Origin of the sequence: Psychrobacillus sp. NPDC096623 (assembly GCF_044762655.1) — a bacterium.
GTDB lineage: Bacteria > Bacillota > Bacilli > Bacillales_A > Planococcaceae > Psychrobacillus.
The window spans coordinates 41,095-59,921 of record NZ_JBIWER010000006.1 but is presented as its reverse complement, the minus strand read 5'-3'; the positions used below and the strand labels follow the sequence as shown (position 1 = coordinate 59,921).

Below are 18,827 nucleotides of genomic sequence, written 5' to 3'. Positions count from 1 at the left end.
GACTCTAGGAGGTGAATAGTCATGAGTAAAAACAATAAAAAGACAATCAATGTCCGAACGCACAATAGTTATGAGCTATACAAAAATCCTACGAATAATCCTGACGAGGAATTTTCAGAAGAGTTTGTGGAGATATCGAAAAATAAAGTAACGAATCATATTAATAAAAATCCCTCTAACAAACGAAAAAATAATTAGTATAGGGAAGGTGAGATCAATTGGAGCTCACCTTTTTTCTTAAAGTGTACCTCGATTAACCTGTTCCTTTAATAGCTGTAGATTGCTTAATACATTCTTGGATACTTCTAGTGTTGCTTCGATAGCATTGGCTTTTTCATCCGATAACTGAAAGATAATATCATTAAATAGCAATTCCATTTCGTCTAAAATAGCTAAAGTGGAAATATTATAGAGCCTTACATCATCAAACTTACCAGGCTCGAAAATGGCTGTATCTATATAAGGCTTAAAGTTTTGAAGCATCTCAGGAATATTGCCTGACATACTACCGGCTCCAATACGTACAGTTTCTGCAATTGTTTTACTCTCCTCTAAAGGGACTAAAGCACTATTAACTGTTGCTTTTATTTTTTGCTCGTAATCTGTAAATAGACTAATTAATAAACCAACTGGATTACCATATAACCCTACATTTAAGGCAGCTTTAACTCTAATAATAATAGAAGATAATGCTGCTTCAACAAACAGAGCGACCTGGAAAATTCTATCAACGATTGGCTGTAATATTGTAGTTACTAACGAGGTGAATTGTTGATGAGCTAGATTAACTTGTAGTTCTTTTATTTTCATTCCTATTGTTAAGTATGGGGAATCTTCAATATTCATGATCTCCGTCTTTTGTATAGCATCTACACCGTCTGCAAGAGAGGTCCCAGAATGAATAGAGCTTCCCAGATTTTGGTCCTTGTTAAACATGGAAGTAGCTATATCTTTAACTTGTTTTTCATAGTTGGTTAATTGGTTATAAACTGCTTCTTTGTTTTTGTGAACGATGGAGTAATGCGCATTTAGTTCACCAACAACGGCATCTACAAACATGTCCTTGCCACCTTTAAAAAGCTCGGGTATGTATGTTTGGATAATGTTTTGTGCACCATTCACTAAGTTATCCACGTCATTTTTTAACTGGTTTAAATAGTCTCTTGCAGGAGCAAATAGGCTTTCTACATCAATATTTATGGAAGCGATAAATTCAATTATTTCTGCAGGCTTTGAGTTTAAGATAGAGTTTAGTATTCTGCATTTAGCTTCAGCGGCATCTAATAGAGCAATTAAGTGGTCGATACATCCTTTGATAAGCGTACCAGTGTTGGATATCCCGTGGAATAAAGAATCTCCCGCAGTTTCATCAAACATCATTTGAAAGGTTTGCTGTAAGACTGTTACGCGAGTTCTAAACTGCATACTTTCATCTAAGACAATACTTACGGAGTTGTTTAGATAGTTTTGTACATTCGTAATTCTACCTTTTACCTGATCTTGAATCCCGTTTGATAGCAATAGTAAATTTTCTTTGTTTAAAACAATTTTTTCTGTTTGACCAGCATATAAAGGGGAACCAGTCCAAAGGCTCGTGACGATATGATCATCTGCACCAATATAGATAAATCCATGCCCAGGTTGACCTTTTATCCCTACTTCAATTTTAAATTCACCATTCTCATCCGCTTCTACATAGCCCGTGTGATTAGAACCAAGCATCGAAAATAGAGGAACGCCATTATTTATACCATACTTGTTTCCAGGAATTCTTGCGCCTAAACCAAGCGATTCCTCCGTCCCTGTGAGGAAATCATACTGACTATAGTAATTTGTAATATTAGCATACTCTTTAGTAGGATCAACCATCCCATGAGGAAGAATAGCAGGATTAAGCGTCACTGCTTTTACTTGAGGATTATCGATCGCAACTGCATTTGTTAAAGCACCAGCAAGTGAATTTCCTGTGACAGTAGAAATTTCTCCATATTTATTATTCATTTGTTGAAAATATACTTTGGCATCTAAAATTTGCTGTGGTGGAACTGTGCCAATTAGCTTTGTATTAGTACCGAGCCAGTCTTTGTCTAATTGCTGACTTCCGACGAATACAACGGAAATTTCTTTTGTTTCAAAATTTTGAACGGTTACTGCATCTAGACCTGAAGGAGAATCATAGAGGGTATCTATTACATTAAACTTTTTATCATTAACTTGTATTTTCTCGTATTTTACATAATGCTGGTAAGCATGATATCCAGCAAGTTCAACTAAATCTTTATCGTTTGTATTATTGGAAAATCTAGTAGTAGTCGCCAATGCATTCAACTCCTATTCTTTCAAAATCTGACTTAGTACATTTTTGTCTAGTGTATTCGATTTTGAACCAGTGCCATATTTCTTATTAATCAAGTTATCGTTTAACATAAAAGCATAAGAGCCTCTTGGAAGACCATCCGCAGTTTTAATTTTTTCATAAATTTCGTCGTAAACTTTTTCGTCGGGCTCAGTGTTGGCTTCTTTCATAAATAAATTTAGTGTTATGTTGACCCCCTCGGGCTCAAATTTACTTTCATCCAATATACTACGCAGTTCTACTTTGCTGATCTTTTGATTTTCAAAATACATAGAATTTAGATCGTCAAATACATCATCGAACACACTTATATAATAATACGGAGTAGAGTAATTGGAATCAGTATTATTTACTGCTTCTATATTTTTACCTACAATTGGGTAATCTTTTATTACTTGATTTACGAAATCATCTAAGTTTTTCATTTCTTTCTCATAGGCCATTGCGTATAAGCCACTTGAAATTGAGTCTTCAATTTGTCCTTCTTGAGACCATACACCATCCGTTTTCACAGTCTTACTACCTACATCAATTGGTACTATTGCAAAAGCGTGAAAATGTGGTTCGCCTACTGATTCTACAAATACCGATACACCGTCCACAGCACCTACTAAATTATGAACAATTACTTCAGTTTTATATTTTTCCCTAAAGAATTTTTTTACGGCAACTTCTATTTCTTCGCGATTGTCCTCAGCGATTTTATCCGTTTCTTCGCCATTACGTAATGCATAGCCTTCTCCGTTATAATCTTGTACACTAACTAGATTTTCTGTATTCATAGAAATTTCTTGTTCTTCACCTGCTTGTGCTACTGTTTCAGTTCCCGTTTCTTTATTTTTTACATTATCCGTCCCCATATTACATCCTCCTAACAAAACTGTTATGCCTAAACCAAATGCCAAGACTTTTTCGTTCCTATGCATATGAAGATCCTCCTCACGTGGATGTTAAAACCTTTTAATATAAATATCCTATTTTTACTAATTGTATTAAATCTTATAGAGATATGAAAACAAAACTAATGAATTTTGTTTGAATTTTTCAAAAACAGGTGAAAGGGTACGAATTTTCGATAATTATTAAGGGCTTTTGAATTATAATGGACGAGAATAAATAACTGTATTAAACAATAATAGTGACCAAAGTATGGTGAAATATCAAATTCTCAATTGATTAAAGCTGTAGCAATAAAACTATTCTTTAATAATTTCATTAATCGTAGTTTCTTCTATACTATTGTTTTTTGATCCACTACCGTATTTACTGTTAATTAAATTATCGTGTAATAGGAGAGTATAAGCACCTCTGGGTAAACCTTCCATGCCTTCGATTTCAGAAACTATTTTTGAATATATTTCTTTATCTGGATCTACATTCGATTCTTTCATAAATAGATTTATCGTAATTTTTACAGCTTCAGTCTCAAATTTATTTTCATCTAGAAAGCTTCTAAGCTGTTCCTTGCTTAAATTTTGGTTTTCTAAATACATAGAGTTAAGTTGACCGAAAACATCTGTAAAAAAGTTTAAATAATAAAAAGGAGTGGAGTAACCAGAATCTGTCTTATCTACTGCCTCTTTGGTTTTACCAACAACAGGGTACTCTTTAGCTATGTTATTTACAAAGCTATCTAAGGTAGCCATTTCTTTTTCATATGCCATTGCATACAAGCCACCTGATAGGGCGTTTTCTACTTGACCTTCTTGGGACCATACACCATCTGTATTCACTGTTTTACTTTTCACATCAATAGGAACTATTGCAAAAGCGTGAAAATGTGGTTCGCCTAACGATTCTACAAATACCGATACACCGTCCACAGCACCAACTAAATTATGCACAATTACTTCAGTTTTATATTTTTCACTAAAGAATTTTTTAACCGCAACTTCAATATCCTCTCGGTTGGCTTCCGCAATCTTATCGGTTTCTTCACCATCTCTTAACGCGTAGCCTTCTCCGTTATAGTCTTGAACACTAACTAGGTTTTCTGTGTTCATAGCAATTTCTTGATTTTCGCCCGGGTGTACTTCTGTTCCAGTTTTCGCTTCAGTACTTTTTGTATTATTAGGTACCATATTACATCCCGTTAACATTACAGTAATACCTAAACTAAGTGCCAAAATTTTATTGTTAGTTCGCATATAAAATCCCCCTAAGATGGATGTTAATACTTACCCAAATATCCTATTTTAACTAATTGTATTAGTACCCAAAGAAATATGAAAACAAAACTATAAGTTTCGTTTGAAATGTATAAAAAACAAGAGAAAAGGTTTGACCATTAATTTTAAAATCGGGACTTTTGTTATAGCCTCAAAATTCTTCTCCTAAAATGATAAAGGTATTTCTTCATTAATATAGAAATTATTAAAAGAAGGGGATGGTATACATGAACAAAAATAATCCAATTGAGGCAGCCCAAAAATTTATAAAAAAATATTTTCCGAGTTGTAACGGTGCTTTGTTAGCAGGGAGCGTTGTTCGAGGAGAAGCAACGGATACCTCTGACTTAGACATTGTGATTTTTGATGAGTCAGTTCCGTCTTCTTATAGGGAGTCATTTCTAGAATTCGACTGGCCAATTGAAGCGTTTGTACATAATGGAAGTTCCTATAAGGCTTTTTTTGAGAGTGATCGAGAACGTGCTAGACCTTCCCTGCCTAGAATGGTGTCAGAGGGAATCATTTTAAAGAATGATGGATTAATAGAAGCTATTAAAAAAGAAGCAGCTGAACTGTTAAAGGAAGGACCAGAAAAATGGTCAGAAGAAACTATACAAGTAAAACGGTATTTTCTTACGGATATGCTAGATGATTTTGTAGGTTGTTCGAATAGAGCCGAAGAAATATTCATAGCAAACACTTTAGCAGAACTTTTAAGTGAATTTGTTCTAAGAACCAACCAACGTTGGATAGGTATTTCTAAATGGGTTGTCCGCTCGTTGAAGGCATTTGATGAAGACTTCACCACTCAATTTGTCGAAGCATTTGATACTTACTACAAAACTGGTGAAAAGGACAAAATAATCCATTTAGTCGAGATAGTAATGAAGCCTTTTGGAGGGCGATTGCTAGAAGGTTTTTCGTTAGGGAAAAATTGAATATAGAGGCTGTCTACAAAACTTATAAGTTCATAACTGACTTTAAAACAAGGGGGTTAGTAGTTGCCCAAAATTGTGTATAAACAAATCATAAATGCTCCGATAGAAATTTGTTTTGATCTCGCCAGAAACGTAGAAGTACATACAAAAACAACAACTAAAACAAATGAAAAAGCAGTAGGAGGAGTGACGACAGGTTTACTAGAGGAAGGTGATACAGTCACTTGGGAAGCAACACATTTCGGTATTCGACAAAGACTTACTGCTAAAATAGTACAGATGGAAAGGCCAAATCAATTCAAAGATATAATGGTAAATGGCGCTTTTCACTCGTTTAGTCATACACATGATTTTTTAGAAGTAGCTGAGGGAACATTAATGATTGATACATTTGAATATAAGTCTCCTTTTGGCGTTTTAGGAGTACTAGCAGATAAATTATATTTAGAAAGATATATGAGGGAGTTTATAATATCCCGATCGATTGAACTTAAGAAAATAGCGGAACAAAATAGAATGCTGCATTAAATGAAACCTAGTGTGTTGCAAAAACACCTATCCACAAAGGACGGAACTATGGAGGCTCTGTCATACGTAAGTCTACAAGCAGAGCTGACAAAGGAACGATGTTATGAATTAGTTTAGAATTATATGAAGTAAAAATGGAGTTGAAAATCAGCGGATGTTGGTTTTCAATTTTTTGGGTAAAAAGATGTAACATTATTTGGTATTTGTAGTCTAACTTTTATAAAGGGAGGCTATCTTATGAAAAGACTTTTAGCAGTAATTTTGATAGGTATATTGCTCGTAATGACAGCTTGTTCATCCGAGTCGAATAATAAAGAAAACGAAAATGAATTCCCACCTACTATGAAAGGAACAATTGAAGTCAATCGGAAACAATATGATTTGGCGATGGGGAATTTCAAATGGGAAAGAAAACAAGGGATGGAGACAGAAGTTGTAGAAACGGATGCAGCTTCACCTGATCAAATTGCGGAAAACTTTGATGCAATTCCAATCGGTCAGAGTGAGAGCATTCTTATACATTTAGAAGATGAACCAACAATAACTGTTTATCTGTGGGATGATAACGGAAGGCAACAAGAGGTTTCAGTAAGTAACAATCAAATTGAAGCACCAGAAAGTGCTGGAAAATATGTATACGAAGTGCTTGCTGAATGGTCAAATGGGGAAGTATCTTATACATTTGTTGTAGAAATAAAATAAGAACTTGCAGGGATAATTAGAGATATGTAGAAGTAAGCAATAGATTGTTAATCAGAGGAAGAAGAAAATAAATAAAGCGGGTTCGGGGAACAACTAAATGAGAGTAGATAAATCTTAAACAAAGGTGTGTTGAACATGAAGACTGCTGTATTCTTGGACCGCGATGGTGTGATTAATGAGGTATTAACTGAACGAGTTAAATTTGTGAACAAGCCTGAGGAACTTTACTTTTTACAAGGTGTCCCCGAAGCCATAAAGAAGTTGAATGTATTTTTCGATCATATTTTTGTCGTTACTAATCAAGGAGGAGTTGGTTTGGGATTTATGAAGGAATCCCAACTGCAAAAAATCCATGACCATATGATTGCAACATTAAAAAAGGAAGATGCCACCATTCATGAAGTGGTGTACTGTCCTCATAAGCCAAAATCCGGCTGTGCCTGTCGTAAGCCAAACAGTAAATTAATCGTAGATCTTGGGAAAAAATATAATATTGATTTGTCTAAATCCTATATGGTAGGTGATACCGACACAGATATTATTGCGGGGAAGAGAGCAGGTACTAAGGGAGTTTTCTTAGGTAAAAGCGATCCTTTAGCGGATGCTGTTTTTCCAGATTTATTAAGCGCAGCGGATTGGATATTAAAAGATGCCAAAACAAGTTTATATGATAATTAAGCTATTCCTAATAAGGGGGAAATTGTATGAAATCAGAAAAAGAGAAGATGTTAATTGGGGAACTATATAATCCAGCTGATCCTGAATTATTTGAGGGAAGAATGAATGCAAGGCGGTTAACGAGATTGTATAATCAAACACTCGAAACAGAAGACGATAAACGTACAAATCTGATACATGAACTGTTTGGCTCCACAAATGGTGCTTTTTATGTGGAACCAACTTTTCGTTGTGATTATGGGTACAACATTCATGTAGGTGAAAATTTTTATGCTAATTTTGACTGCGTATTTCTAGATGTATGTGAGATCAGAATTGGGGATAACTGCTTTATCGCTCCTGGTGTTCATTTATATACTGCGACGCATCCATTAAATGCACAAGAAAGAATAGCAGGTACAGAGTATGGTAAGCCTATACATATCGGGCACAATGTCTGGATAGGTGGCCGAGCTGTGATTAATCCTGGCGTGAAAATAGGGAACAATGTAGTGGTAGCTTCGGGAGCAATCGTTATAAAGGATATCCCAGATAATGTAATGGTTGGTGGAAATCCAGCTAGGGTAATAAAAGAAATATAATCATATTATAGGTAGGATTTTGCTATAGGCTAACGAATATGAGATGATTTGAATAAGCAGGGAACTATGAATAATACTATTAAATAAAAGGAGGAATTTTGAATGGAAGAAAAAATGGGAAGCATTGAAGTGGGAGAAATCCTAACAGTATTAGATGAAGATGATCGTGAGCAAGAAATCGAAGTAATCGGGCTTTTAACAATTGAAGATAAAGAGTATGCAGCAGTTGCATTCGCAGAGGATACGCAAGAGGAAACAGACGAAGACATGGACGTATTCTTTTTCCAAGTTATTGAGGGAGAAGACTTAGCGGAAATAGAAACAGATGAAGAATTTGAAAAAGTATCAGCAGCATTTCTGGAAGCGGAAGAAGCAGAAGAAGATGCAGAATAGGTAATTTGAGAATGAGAGGATGATTCCTCTTTTTTTCAATTTAAAGGTAGGAGGAAAAGGGAATGTTACAAAATGATGATAAACTGGAAGTTGGCGGGACATTCAAGGTATTAGATGAAAATGACCAAGAACAGGAAATGAAAGTTTTAGGTTATTTGCTTGTTGAGGATAAAGAATATGTTGCAGTTAGTTTTATAGAAGATATACAGCAAGACTCAGAAGAAGATATAGGTATTTTCTTTTTCAAAGTAGCAGATGACAATAGCTTTGTCATGATGGAAAGTGAAGAAGAGTTTGAGAATGTGTCTGCAGCCTATATCAAGCTAGAGAAAAATAACTTTACTAAACAGAAAAAAAGATAATAACTTCTAAACTGGAGCATGGTACCTACACAAAAGGTACTGTGCTTTTTCAATAGAACAATCACTGAGTAAATTTAAAATACGAATTACTTAATATCGATTTTTATAAGTTATATAAAAGGTTGATTATGTTGATTGTAGCGCAGGTCGGCGACTCCAGTGGGACAGCACGAGGGAGAGACTATAGGCTCGAGCCGTGCCCACGGAAAGCGTCCGGCCGCAGCGAAAATCAAAATTGGATTTCATTTCTATATACTTCAGTAAGATTTACTATAAAATAATTGGCATTTTCTTTCATCTGCAATCATAGAATTCAAAGACTGCAAATGAAGGAGAGATTTTATGGGTTTAAAACATGTTGGTATAATACTAGGAGCTTCTGCATTATCACTTGGACTCTTTTCAACGAACGTTAATGCAACAACGACTTTAAACGAACAACCACCTGTGCAAATTCAAGCTGCATCCACAGAAAATGTGTTCACGAAAGATGACCTAATCAAGAAGTTTCGGGAATTTTTTCCGAAGCAATTTGACTTTTTAGCAAAAGCTGATTTTCAAATGAATGGTGGATATTATTATCCTGGTGAGGAAACAATGCGTTATGATTTATACTTCACAAAAACAATCAATGGAAAACAATTATATGGGAATGTTTCATTTGTAGGGAAGGATTTACAAATAGAAAACTTCTATTATCAACCGGCAAATGTAAAGGATGCTCTTTTTCCTGCTAAAGTTTCCAAAGCGGATGCACAGAAAATTGCAGGAGCTTTTATGAAAAAATATTTGGATGGCGGAGAGTACCAATTAGAAACAGATTCTTATGGCTATTATCCAACTCAATTACTAACGGAGCCAATTCGATATTCATTTTCTTACAGTCGTTTGAAAAACAAAGTTCCCATTGCTGATCAACGCATAGAAGTCTCTGTTTTAGGGGACGGTGAAATCGTTGGTTTTTATAAAAATTCAGAAGCTAACAAAGCATATACCTTTGATGATGTAAAACAAGTAAAAGCGAAGGATGCTATCCTAAAAAAAGTGAAAGAAAATCTATATGTAGAAAAGCAATACCAAATCGAAACGGACTATCAAACTGGTGAACGACTAGTACGTCTCATTTATCAGCCGACACCAAGTTTACTTGGTGTTCATGCGTCGACTGGAAAATATTTAACTTTGAATGGTTACTCTGCGAATTTCCCTAAGAAAACGAGCCTCACTATGCTTACTTCAAAACCTTTGCCGTCAAAGAATGTGGCTGGGACTACTGTAGAAGAGGTAAAGAAAAAGGTAGAGAAACTACTGAAGATCGATATAAAGAACGTTAAATTAAGTATCGATTCAATTAGTGAAACAAAAAATTATAATGGGCAGCAAGTTATTAGTGTTCAATATATGTATAGCATTCCAAATGGTGGTTTAGGAGCAAACCTAGAAATAAATAAAAAAACAGGCGAAATCACTCAGTACTATAATATGAAGAATCAAATTCTAGAACAGCTAGGAAAGAAGCCGAGCGAAGCGAAGCCTATTTCAGAAAAAAAAGCGCTTGAAAAAGCGATTGAACATATGAAAAATTGGGCTCCATCTTATTTACATCACTATGCAAAGCCAACGGAAGCGGCATATGTAGACGAAATACAAGGAACTTACATGTTTAATTTCCCGAGAGTGGTAAATGGCATAATTGTTTCGGGCGATCATATTAGTGTAGGAGTTGCAAAGGATGGCTCGTTAAATAATCTTTATGTGAATTATCAAGAGGTGGCAAATTGGCCATCACCAACAAAAGCAATTGCTGAAAAAAAGGCGAAGGAAATTATCGGGAATTCATTAAGTTTAAAACTCAATTATATGAAGGCCAACTATAAACCAGATAATACTCACTATGAGCTTGTCTATTCTCCTTTATATAACGATAGATCTTACAATACTTTAAACGCTCTAACTGGTGAGTGGATGGCTTTAGATGGAAACAGTAATCCAACTGTTGTGTCACATCCTTGGGCAGAGGAAGAACTTAACTATTTTATAAATGCTAAAATTCTTGACGTAAAGGATCCAAAGAAGTTTAACGGTGATGCTGCTATTGCGAAAGGGGAAGCCCTCCAAGTTCTAATGAAATCTCTAACATATATGTATGCAGATTACTATTATCCGGAACAAGAAAATAACAAACAATCATTCGACAATATCGGTCCAAAGCATCCGTTATACCAATCTGTAGAGCGGGCAGTTGAAATGGGTATTATAATACCTGATACGAAGAACTTTGCAATAGATGAACCAATTAGTAAAGAACAGCTAGCAGTTTGGTATATACGTGCATTAGGACTCGACCAGGCAGCAAAGCAATCTACTATTTATAAACTTCCATTTTCAGACGCGGATAAAGTACAACAGGAACTAGTAGGGTATGTTGCTTTAGCTAACGCATTAGAATTATTAGAGGTGGATCACGGGGCATTCAATCCTAAAAAAGAAGTTTCTTATGCAGAGTTAGCAGTTTCAACTATTCGACTTGCACACAAAATTTCAGAAAAAGGAAGGTCGTTTCCTTACTAATAAATTTGCATTGCATTTTGTAGGCTTTAATGGTATTATCTGATTATAAATACACATATTGGTCACATGTTACTGAACTTTGCAGGCATGGTGGTAAAACGAGAGAGAATATTATTATTCTTTTCCTTTGCCCCATGCCTTTTTATGTTCTTATCGATCGGATAATTTAATATATTTTACTCAAAGGAGTTTAACAAATGTTTGCTAAATTTAAGAAAAAAAATAACGTACAAGTATTCGCACCGTTAAATGGTCAAGTGGTTTCTTTAGAACAAGTTCCAGATCCAGTCTTCAGTCAAAAAATGATGGGTGAGGGAGTAGCTATCATGCCTGTCGGAGGAGATGTAGTTGCGCCAATCGATGGAACGGTCGTGCTAATTTCCAAAACAAAGCATGCTATTGGTATTCGTGCAAAGGATGAAACCGAGGTCCTCATTCACGTTGGGTTGGAAACTGTCGCACTTAAGGGTGAAGGGTTTTCTGTGTTTGTAAACGAAGGCGATAAGGTTTCTGTTGGACAAAAGCTGATGGAAGTAGAATGGGAGCTTATTAAAGATAAAGTTCCGAGTATTATCACGCCAATCATAATTACGAATAGTACAGAGAGAGCTGTAGAATACGCGGATGCCACAACTAGTGCTGCAGGTGAAACGTTAGTAATGACGGTTTCCCAAAAGTAAGTACAGGCGTGAAGCATGTGAAAGGAGCTGGCTTTCATTAAAATCACAAAGATACTTAATAATAACGCTGTGATTGTTTTACAAGATGGACGTGAGAAAATAGCAATTGGCTCGGGCATAGCTTTTCAAAAGAAACGAAATGATATAATCATTGGTTCAAAAATTGAAAAGATTTTTGTCATGCAAGAAAATGACAAGCTAGTGCAGCTATTAAGTCGCATTCCTGAAGAGCATTTTACGATCTCAGAGGAAATAATCACCTACGCAGAGACGTATTTAAATACTAGATTAAATGAGCATATTCATATTGCTTTAACTGATCATATTTCTTTTGCTATTGAACGAGCTAAGGATAGTATTAATCTAAACAACAGGCTTCTCCATGAGATTCGCGTTCTATATAGAGCGGAGTTTGAAATCGGTCTTTGGGCAGTCCAGCATATAAATAATACGTGTCAGGTAGAAATGCCTGTTGATGAAGCGGCTTACATAGCGCTTCACATACATACGATGAAAATTCAAGGGGGGGATTTACATCAAACGATAAGGCAAACGAATTTGATCAAGAGCATGGTTTTATCGGTTAAACAGTATTTGAACATTGAGATTGAGGAAGATGATATTTCCTATCATCGATTAATAACCCATTTGCGTTTTGCGCTAACAAGGTTAAATCAGTCTGAGCTTCACATGATGGATGAAGAAATGCTTGTGATGATTAGAAAAAAATTTCCGGTAGGCTATAGCTGCGCAACCCAACTAGCAAAAGAACTGAAGGAAGCGCATGGAATTGAGTTTCCAGAAGAAGAGTTAGGCTATATCGCACTGCATATTGAACGTTTAAGAAAGCAAGTTTCGTAAGTTGGCATTATTTTATATTATTATATTTTAATTATGACAGGAAAAAGGAGATGAATGATGATGATGAAATTTTTACAAAGACTGGGACGTTCTTTAATGCTTCCAGTAGCTGTATTACCAGCAGCTGCAATACTTATGGGTATTGGATACTGGATCGACCCGAGTGGATGGGGATCTGGAAACGTACTTGCAGCCTTTTTAATAAAAGCTGGTGCCTCGATTATCGATAATATTCCTATCCTATTTGCAGTAGGGGTAGCAATCGGGATGTCGAAGGAAAAGGATGGAGCTTCTGCATTAAGTGGATTAGTTGCATTCCTAGTTGTGACAACGATGCTTTCCAGTGGGACAGTGTCATTATTGCAGGGAGTAGATGTAGAGAATGTAGATCCTGCATTTGGAAAAGTTAATAATGCATTTATAGGTATTCTTGCTGGTCTTGTAGCAGCATTAATGTATAACCGCTTCAGTCACGTGAAATTACCGGATTTCTTAGCATTCTTTAGTGGAAAACGTCTAGTACCTATTATGTCTGCAGTTGCTATGTTAGTTGCTTCAGCAGCATTATTTTTCATTTGGCCAATCGTTTTTGGTGGTCTAGTTAACTTTGGTGAAGCAATTAGTAGTATGGGAGCAGCAGGTGCTGGTCTTTATGGATTCTTTAATAGACTATTAATACCTACTGGCTTACACCATGCTCTAAATGCGGTATTTTGGTTTGATACTATTGGTATTAGTGATATCAATAAGTTCTGGAGTAGCGAAGGTGTTAAAGGTGTAACTGGTATGTACCAGGCTGGATTCTTCCCGATTATGATGTTCGGATTACCGGCAGCAGCTCTTGCGATGTATCACACAGCTAAAACGAAACGGAAAAAACAAGCAGCTTCTCTTATGCTAGCAGCTGGTTTTGCATCATTCTTTACAGGTGTTACAGAGCCGCTTGAATTTTCGTTCATGTTCCTAGCTCCAGCACTTTATGTAGTTCATGCAGCATTAACAGGTTTATCTTTGTTCATCGCAGCATCCTTTCACTGGACTGCGGGCTTTGGATTTAGCGCAGGGTTAGTCGATTATGTTTTAAGTTTACGTATTCCTATTGCAAATATGCCGCTGATGCTATTACTTCAAGGATTAGTTTTTGCAGTTATTTACTATTTCTTATTCCGTTTCTTAATCGTGAAGTTTAACTTAAAAACTCCAGGTAGAGAAGACGACACAGATGAGAATGAAGAAACTGTTGTAGTTTCATCTGATGATAAGTATTCAAATATGGCGACTAGAATCTATGATGGTCTAGGTGGAGATGCGAATGTGGCGTCTGTAGATCACTGTACAACTCGTTTAAGAGTAGAAGTTTTAGATATGGATAAAGTCGATCAAAAGAAAATAAAAGACACTGGTGTACCAGGTATTAATGTAGTAGGACCGAAAAGTATTCAAGTTATTGTTGGAACAAGCGTACAATTTGTTGCAGATGAAATTGAGAAAATTCGTAAATAGTTAATAATTGAAAAGCTGTTTAATCTGGGATTCCATATTAAACAGCTTTTCTTTATTATATGTGTAGATAAGTAAACTGCGGAGGTGCTGAAAATGAACAGAACTATATTTATATCGAATGTTACTATAGTGAATTATGACCAGGAGTTTATTGGAGATTTGTTTATACGAGAGGGTAAGATTGAACAACTTGGACAAGATTTACAAGTCGAGGCTGATATCTATTTAGATGGAACTTCAAAGAATTGGATTGTTATGCCAGGGTTTATTGATATGCATATTCACGGTTCTGCTGGATTTGACATGATGGATGCTACGGAAGAAGCGCTTAGAGGAATGGCGCGCTCATTAGTTAAAGAGGGTACGACTAGCTATTTGCCGACTACGATTACGCAACAAGTCGATGCAATTGAAGCGGCACTCAAAAATGTAGGCGAATTTGTTAATAATGAAGATGAAGCAGAGATTTTGGGCATCCATGTAGAAGGTCCTTATATTTCAACTAAATGGGCTGGAGCACAGCCAGTAGGGCATATAACAGAGCCGTCTATTGAGCAATTTCGAAAGTGGCAAAAGCTGAGTGGCAACCGTATTAAACAAGTGACAGTTGCTCCGGAAGTAGCTGGTGGCTTTGAATTTGTACAAGCTATGAGTAAGGAAGGGATTGTCGTTTCTATCGGACATTCAGATGCCACTTCAGAAGAGGTAGAAAAGGCAGTTCATTTAGGAGCTAGACAGGCGACTCATTTATATAACCAAATGAGACCGTTTCATCATCGTGAACCAGGTATAGTCGGATCTGTCTTAATGGAAGAGAGAATGCAAGTGGAAATTATCGTGGATTATATACATAGTCATACAAAAGCAGTAAATGTTGCATTTCGTTTAAAAGGTGCAGAAGGAATTATATTGATAACAGATGCGATGCGTGCCAAGGGATTAGCGTATGGGGAGTATGATCTTGGTGGACAAACTGTACATGTGACGGAAAAAGGTGCCCATTTGTCTAGCGGCGCTTTAGCGGGAAGTATACTGACTATGGACCAGGCTTTGCGTAATATGAAGCAGTCGACGAATTGTTCTCTGAAAGAACTTGTGTCAATGTCTTCTACAAATGCTGCGAAGCAATTGAAGTTACCGCATAAAGGCTATATTGGTGAAGGATTCGATGCAGATTTGGTTATATTGGATATGGAATTGAATATCCAAAAAACAATCTGTCGGGGAAAAATTGTATTTGAAAATTAAAAGAAAAGGCTGGTGATCAAATGCAGTCCTATTGGAAGGAAATAAATACTTTGCTGGAGCAAGTTGCAGAACACGAAAAAGAAAATATAGCAATTGCTTCTAAATTAATTGCAGAACGTATTAAAAAGGGTGGAATACTTCAATTGTTCGGTTGTGGACATTCTCACCTTTTGGCTCAGGAAGCATATTACCGTGCAGGTGGACTCGTACCAGTTGCTCCTATTACATTAGAGCCTTTAATGCTACATAAAGGTGCATTGACATCTTCACAGAATGAAAAAGATCCGACATTTATTGATCGAAATAAGGATCAAATAAACTTCGAACCGAATGATATTCTAATTGTCATTTCTACTTCTGGTCGTAACCCAGCACCAATTGATGTGGCTTTCTTAGGAAAGGAAACAGGAATCTTAGTCCTTTCTCTTCAATCTTTGCTGTACAAGGACCAAGAAGGGCGTCATCCGAGTGGTAAACGATTAGAGCAAGTAGTGGATATTGTGTTAAACACACATGTCCCAGTTGGTGATGGTTTATTAATTAATAAAGGACTGCAATATGGTCCAGCCTCTACAGTGGTAGGTGCTGCGCTACTCAATGCACTCCTGAGCGAAGTAATTGAAGAAATAAGTTGGGAGACAGAAGAATTGCCTGTTTTTAAAAGCGCCAACCTATCCGATAGCCATCTCCATAACGAAGAGATGATGGAAAAATACAAAAAAAGAGTAGATTTTGAATAGCGTTACTGTGCCCACAAGTTTCGTTATTGCATGTAATGTCCAAGTTGAATATAATGATAATTTCACCAACTAATAATCTATTTAAGCAAAGTATAAAAAAGGTGGGTTAACGAATGACTATAAATTTAGAAGTATGGGAAGACAAGGATGCACTATATAATCGTGCAGAAAAAATATTTGCTGCCCAATTAAAAAATGGTGCAACAACATTTGGATTAGCAACGGGTGGAACGATGATACCACTATATGAAAAGCTACGAAATAGTTCGTTGGATTTTTCCCATTGTACAAGTGTGAACTTGGACGAATACGTGGGTCTGCCGAAATCACATCCAGAAAGCTATTACACCTTTATGCAAAAGCATCTTTTTGAAGCAAAACCCTTTAAATCTACCAATGTTCCAAATGGAGAAGCAGAAGATGTACATGCCGAGGCGACACGATATGAAAACCTTTTAAAATCACTAACGATCGATATGCAATTATTAGGTATCGGCGTGAATGGTCATATAGGATTCAATGAACCAGGTACGTCCTTTGAAAGTGAAACAGCTGTTGCCCAATTAACAGATTCCACTAGATCCGCAAACGCAAGATTTTTTGACAGCATTGATAATGTCCCTAAGGAAGCAATAACGATGGGTATTTCTTCTATTATGAGAGCGAAACTCATTCTTTTAATAGCAGTTGGAGAAGGAAAAAGAGCTGCCATAGAAGCGTTGTTAAAAGGAGATGTAACGGAGGAAATTCCAGTTACAAGACTTCATGATCATCCAAATGTTATTGTATTAACCGATTTGAAGATGAATTAAAAATTATAGGAGTAATTGCCTTTATGGTGATTACTCTTTTTGTTTATGTTAAAGTTATGGTTGATTTCGAAAAAATCATCCTTTTATCTAAATGGTAAGATAGTCCATGTTGTTTCTTAAAAAAGAGCTGGAGAATGTATCTCTAAACATATACTTAGCCGTTCATTTTTTACTAAAGCACTTCGTTAGTTATTTACCTTTCTTTCTTGAAAGACACAATAATAAAGACAATTCCAACAGGGAAAAATAGCCCTGTGAAAAGGTTATCGGATAATGGCATTGTTTGTGAAATAGCATCATACGTTCCATGTATGTTGGCTTCTTCAACTAAACTGCCGCTTTAATTAAAGAAGAATAAAGGGGTTCTACTGACAGCCTTATTCTGCTAGAGCAACAGTTAGTGCAATAAGTGATATTAGTTTTGGTAGCAAGTTTCATATTCGTCCTTCATTAACAAACTTTTACATGCCAAACCATTTTCGTGATAAATCTCTTTACCGATCTCTAATTTGATACTTCTATTTGAACTTGGATATTCAGGTTCGTCATTTAGAATGTACAGTGTATCCTCATCCACCCATTCCATAGAAAAATCACTTTTTGCATCACTATAATAAACAGTTTGAACTTTATTCTTCTCATTTTTGTTTGTGATATCAACCCATACATTAACACCACCTGCTGCACCACCATATGGTTCATAATAAGCATTAGCTGTATATTCTTCAGTAGGTGATTTTAAAGGTCCAGGTCCCTTTTGGATGAGTTTTCTATCAATTTCACTAAATGTAAAAAAGTACATTTCATATATATAAATTGAAGATATCAGGACAACCCCTGACAACGTAGCAATCAGTAATTTTTTGGGAAAAGCTTTCTTTTTAATGAAAGAAATTATTATGTTAGCACATAAAATCAAAAATAAAATAACGGTAAAGAAAAAAATTAAGAGATCTAATAAAATTAAAATGATAATCCCCCTTTCTTAAGTTCAATAACAATCATCTAAATAATGATAATTTCGCAATATTCTTCTTGACAAAGCACTTGTTATTTAAGTACATAAATTCACATACTTATAGTGCTACTTTATTTTTAAGGCTGTTTGTATCCTTTAAGAACTTCACTGTTAGTATTTCTCAATCTTTATTTTTATTTTTAATTTATTTTCGCTAATTGTTACTGTTTCTGTTTCAGAAACATTCTTAATAGAATCTTCAACTATTTGTTGAATCACCGTATCATCAATTTTTGCATCCTTCGGGAAACCTACTGAAACTGTTAATTCATCAGTACCACCATCTATCATTATTACTAGTGAATCACCTTCAAGTTCCGTTTGCTCTGTAATAGATACTATTATTTCATTTTTTAATTCAGATATTAAATTTGATATTTCGTCATTTCCCCCATCTCTCTGAGAAACTACTATTTCGCTTTCTAATACCTCGGTTGTATTACATCCAACTAACAAGATTGAACAAAATACAATTCCTGAAATTATAACTTTTTTCATCACTTCTAAATTCCCCTTTCAAAAATAAATTGCACATTCCACAACAATTCTCCATACGTAAGTTTGACGTTATATATTGGCAAAAGCTCCAAATTTATCAATAATATTATTGAACTAACCTGCGTCTTTTGTTGAATAACAATAAAGGCGATTTCATGACCATTTTTGTTCTGCTAAAGCACCCGTTAGT

20 protein-coding genes are annotated in these 18,827 nt (G+C 35.6%); 15 read left to right on the top strand and 5 right to left on the bottom strand.

Annotated features, from left to right (window positions below; translation table 11 throughout):
- Window positions 1–21 precede the first annotated feature (21 nt).
- Window positions 22–198, top strand: a complete 177-nt coding sequence (locus tag ACIQX2_RS15455) for a hypothetical protein (protein WP_175454073.1) — start codon at window positions 22–24, stop codon at window positions 196–198.
- 39 nt (window positions 199–237) lie between these two features.
- On the opposite strand, the gene ACIQX2_RS15450 is transcribed toward ACIQX2_RS15455, so the two are convergent.
- The 3 genes from ACIQX2_RS15450 to ACIQX2_RS15440 form a co-directional block, all read right to left on the bottom strand.
- Window positions 238–2,319, bottom strand: a complete 2,082-nt coding sequence (locus tag ACIQX2_RS15450) for an SA1320 family protein (protein ID WP_402852294.1) — start codon at window positions 2,317–2,319, stop codon at window positions 238–240.
- 12 nt (window positions 2,320–2,331) lie between these two features.
- The gene (locus ACIQX2_RS15445) at window positions 2,332–3,282 is read right to left on the bottom strand and encodes a DUF1672 family protein (RefSeq protein WP_402852291.1); all 951 of its coding nucleotides are present in this window, start codon (window positions 3,280–3,282) and stop codon (window positions 2,332–2,334) included.
- Between the two features lie 270 nt (window positions 3,283–3,552).
- Window positions 3,553–4,503 (bottom strand): DUF1672 family protein, encoded by a 951-nt coding sequence (locus ACIQX2_RS15440; RefSeq protein WP_402852288.1) that lies wholly within the window; start codon window positions 4,501–4,503, stop codon window positions 3,553–3,555.
- 248 nt (window positions 4,504–4,751) lie between these two features.
- On the opposite strand from ACIQX2_RS15440, the gene ACIQX2_RS15435 reads away from it, so the two are divergent.
- The 14 genes from ACIQX2_RS15435 to ACIQX2_RS15370 all read left to right on the top strand — a co-directional run bounded on the left by ACIQX2_RS15435 (window position 4,752) and on the right by ACIQX2_RS15370 (window position 17,121).
- Window positions 4,752–5,462, top strand: a complete 711-nt coding sequence (locus ACIQX2_RS15435) for a nucleotidyltransferase domain-containing protein (RefSeq protein ID WP_402852286.1) — start codon at window positions 4,752–4,754, stop codon at window positions 5,460–5,462.
- Window positions 5,463–5,525: 63 nt separating this feature from the next.
- Complete coding sequence (locus tag ACIQX2_RS15430) at window positions 5,526–5,990, top strand: SRPBCC family protein (protein ID WP_402852283.1); 465 nt, start codon at window positions 5,526–5,528, stop codon at window positions 5,988–5,990.
- Between the two features lie 237 nt (window positions 5,991–6,227).
- Window positions 6,228–6,692, top strand: a complete 465-nt coding sequence (locus tag ACIQX2_RS15425) for a hypothetical protein (RefSeq protein ID WP_402852281.1) — start codon at window positions 6,228–6,230, stop codon at window positions 6,690–6,692.
- 135 nt (window positions 6,693–6,827) lie between these two features.
- The gene (locus ACIQX2_RS15420) at window positions 6,828–7,370 is read left to right on the top strand and encodes a D-glycero-alpha-D-manno-heptose-1,7-bisphosphate 7-phosphatase (protein ID WP_402852278.1); all 543 of its coding nucleotides are present in this window, start codon (window positions 6,828–6,830) and stop codon (window positions 7,368–7,370) included.
- A gap of 26 nt (window positions 7,371–7,396) precedes the next feature.
- Window positions 7,397–7,951 carry a maltose acetyltransferase domain-containing protein gene (locus tag ACIQX2_RS15415; protein ID WP_402852275.1) on the top strand — a complete coding sequence of 185 codons (555 nt, stop codon included), beginning with the start codon at window positions 7,397–7,399 and terminating at the stop codon, window positions 7,949–7,951.
- 114 nt (window positions 7,952–8,065) lie between these two features.
- The gene (locus ACIQX2_RS15410; protein ID WP_402852752.1) at window positions 8,066–8,344 is read left to right on the top strand and encodes a DUF1292 domain-containing protein; all 279 of its coding nucleotides are present in this window, start codon (window positions 8,066–8,068) and stop codon (window positions 8,342–8,344) included.
- 62 nt (window positions 8,345–8,406) lie between these two features.
- On the top strand, window positions 8,407–8,706 hold the full coding sequence (locus tag ACIQX2_RS15405; RefSeq protein ID WP_402852273.1) for a DUF1292 domain-containing protein: 300 nt from the start codon (window positions 8,407–8,409) through the stop codon (window positions 8,704–8,706).
- Window positions 8,707–9,048: 342 nt separating this feature from the next.
- Window positions 9,049–11,277 carry a YcdB/YcdC domain-containing protein gene (locus ACIQX2_RS15400; protein WP_402852270.1) on the top strand — a complete coding sequence of 743 codons (2,229 nt, stop codon included), beginning with the start codon at window positions 9,049–9,051 and terminating at the stop codon, window positions 11,275–11,277.
- A 197-nt stretch (window positions 11,278–11,474) separates the two neighbouring features.
- Window positions 11,475–11,957, top strand: a complete 483-nt coding sequence (locus ACIQX2_RS15395; protein ID WP_402852268.1) for a PTS sugar transporter subunit IIA — start codon at window positions 11,475–11,477, stop codon at window positions 11,955–11,957.
- Between the two features lie 36 nt (window positions 11,958–11,993).
- Window positions 11,994–12,818, top strand: coding sequence for a PRD domain-containing protein (locus tag ACIQX2_RS15390; RefSeq protein ID WP_402852749.1), 825 nt, complete (start codon window positions 11,994–11,996; stop codon window positions 12,816–12,818).
- Between the two features lie 60 nt (window positions 12,819–12,878).
- Complete coding sequence (gene nagE / locus ACIQX2_RS15385; protein ID WP_402852265.1) at window positions 12,879–14,321, top strand: N-acetylglucosamine-specific PTS transporter subunit IIBC; 1,443 nt, start codon at window positions 12,879–12,881, stop codon at window positions 14,319–14,321.
- 93 nt (window positions 14,322–14,414) lie between these two features.
- Window positions 14,415–15,569, top strand: a complete 1,155-nt coding sequence (gene nagA, locus ACIQX2_RS15380; RefSeq protein ID WP_402852263.1) for an N-acetylglucosamine-6-phosphate deacetylase — start codon at window positions 14,415–14,417, stop codon at window positions 15,567–15,569.
- Window positions 15,570–15,589: 20 nt separating this feature from the next.
- Window positions 15,590–16,309: a sugar isomerase domain-containing protein gene (locus ACIQX2_RS15375; RefSeq protein ID WP_402852260.1), complete on the top strand. Its 720-nt coding sequence runs from the start codon at window positions 15,590–15,592 to the stop codon at window positions 16,307–16,309.
- Window positions 16,310–16,422: 113 nt separating this feature from the next.
- Window positions 16,423–17,121, top strand: a complete 699-nt coding sequence (locus ACIQX2_RS15370) for a glucosamine-6-phosphate deaminase (RefSeq protein WP_402852257.1) — start codon at window positions 16,423–16,425, stop codon at window positions 17,119–17,121.
- A 415-nt stretch (window positions 17,122–17,536) separates the two neighbouring features.
- On the opposite strand, the gene ACIQX2_RS15365 is transcribed toward ACIQX2_RS15370, so the two are convergent.
- Both ACIQX2_RS15365 and ACIQX2_RS15360 read right to left on the bottom strand, forming a co-directional pair.
- Window positions 17,537–18,040, bottom strand: a complete 504-nt coding sequence (locus ACIQX2_RS15365) for a DUF5412 family protein (protein WP_483880202.1) — start codon at window positions 18,038–18,040, stop codon at window positions 17,537–17,539.
- A gap of 210 nt (window positions 18,041–18,250) precedes the next feature.
- On the bottom strand, window positions 18,251–18,637 hold the full coding sequence (locus tag ACIQX2_RS15360) for a topoisomerase (protein WP_402852746.1): 387 nt from the start codon (window positions 18,635–18,637) through the stop codon (window positions 18,251–18,253).
- Between the last annotated feature and the right edge of the window lie 190 nt (window positions 18,638–18,827).

Bases quoted from the DNA above. Each gene is read 5' to 3' on its own strand.
- ACIQX2_RS15455 (WP_175454073.1), top strand. From the start codon at position 22: ATGAGTAAAAACAATAAAAAGACAATCAATGTCCGAACGCACAATAGT.
- ACIQX2_RS15445 (WP_402852291.1), bottom strand. From the start codon at position 3,282: ATGCATAGGAACGAAAAAGTCTTGGCATTTGGTTTAGGCATAACAGTT.
- ACIQX2_RS15440 (WP_402852288.1), bottom strand. From the start codon at position 4,503: ATGCGAACTAACAATAAAATTTTGGCACTTAGTTTAGGTATTACTGTA.
- ACIQX2_RS15435 (WP_402852286.1), top strand. From the start codon at position 4,752: ATGAACAAAAATAATCCAATTGAGGCAGCCCAAAAATTTATAAAAAAA.
- ACIQX2_RS15425 (WP_402852281.1), top strand. From the start codon at position 6,228: ATGAAAAGACTTTTAGCAGTAATTTTGATAGGTATATTGCTCGTAATG.
- ACIQX2_RS15420 (WP_402852278.1), top strand. From the start codon at position 6,828: ATGAAGACTGCTGTATTCTTGGACCGCGATGGTGTGATTAATGAGGTA.
- ACIQX2_RS15415 (WP_402852275.1), top strand. From the start codon at position 7,397: ATGAAATCAGAAAAAGAGAAGATGTTAATTGGGGAACTATATAATCCA.
- ACIQX2_RS15410 (WP_402852752.1), top strand. From the start codon at position 8,066: ATGGGAAGCATTGAAGTGGGAGAAATCCTAACAGTATTAGATGAAGAT.
- ACIQX2_RS15405 (WP_402852273.1), top strand. From the start codon at position 8,407: ATGTTACAAAATGATGATAAACTGGAAGTTGGCGGGACATTCAAGGTA.
- ACIQX2_RS15400 (WP_402852270.1), top strand. From the start codon at position 9,049: ATGGGTTTAAAACATGTTGGTATAATACTAGGAGCTTCTGCATTATCA.
- ACIQX2_RS15395 (WP_402852268.1), top strand. From the start codon at position 11,475: ATGTTTGCTAAATTTAAGAAAAAAAATAACGTACAAGTATTCGCACCG.
- nagE (WP_402852265.1), top strand. From the start codon at position 12,879: ATGATGAAATTTTTACAAAGACTGGGACGTTCTTTAATGCTTCCAGTA.
- nagA (WP_402852263.1), top strand. From the start codon at position 14,415: ATGAACAGAACTATATTTATATCGAATGTTACTATAGTGAATTATGAC.
- ACIQX2_RS15375 (WP_402852260.1), top strand. From the start codon at position 15,590: ATGCAGTCCTATTGGAAGGAAATAAATACTTTGCTGGAGCAAGTTGCA.
- ACIQX2_RS15370 (WP_402852257.1), top strand. From the start codon at position 16,423: ATGACTATAAATTTAGAAGTATGGGAAGACAAGGATGCACTATATAAT.
- ACIQX2_RS15360 (WP_402852746.1), bottom strand. From the start codon at position 18,637: ATGAAAAAAGTTATAATTTCAGGAATTGTATTTTGTTCAATCTTGTTA.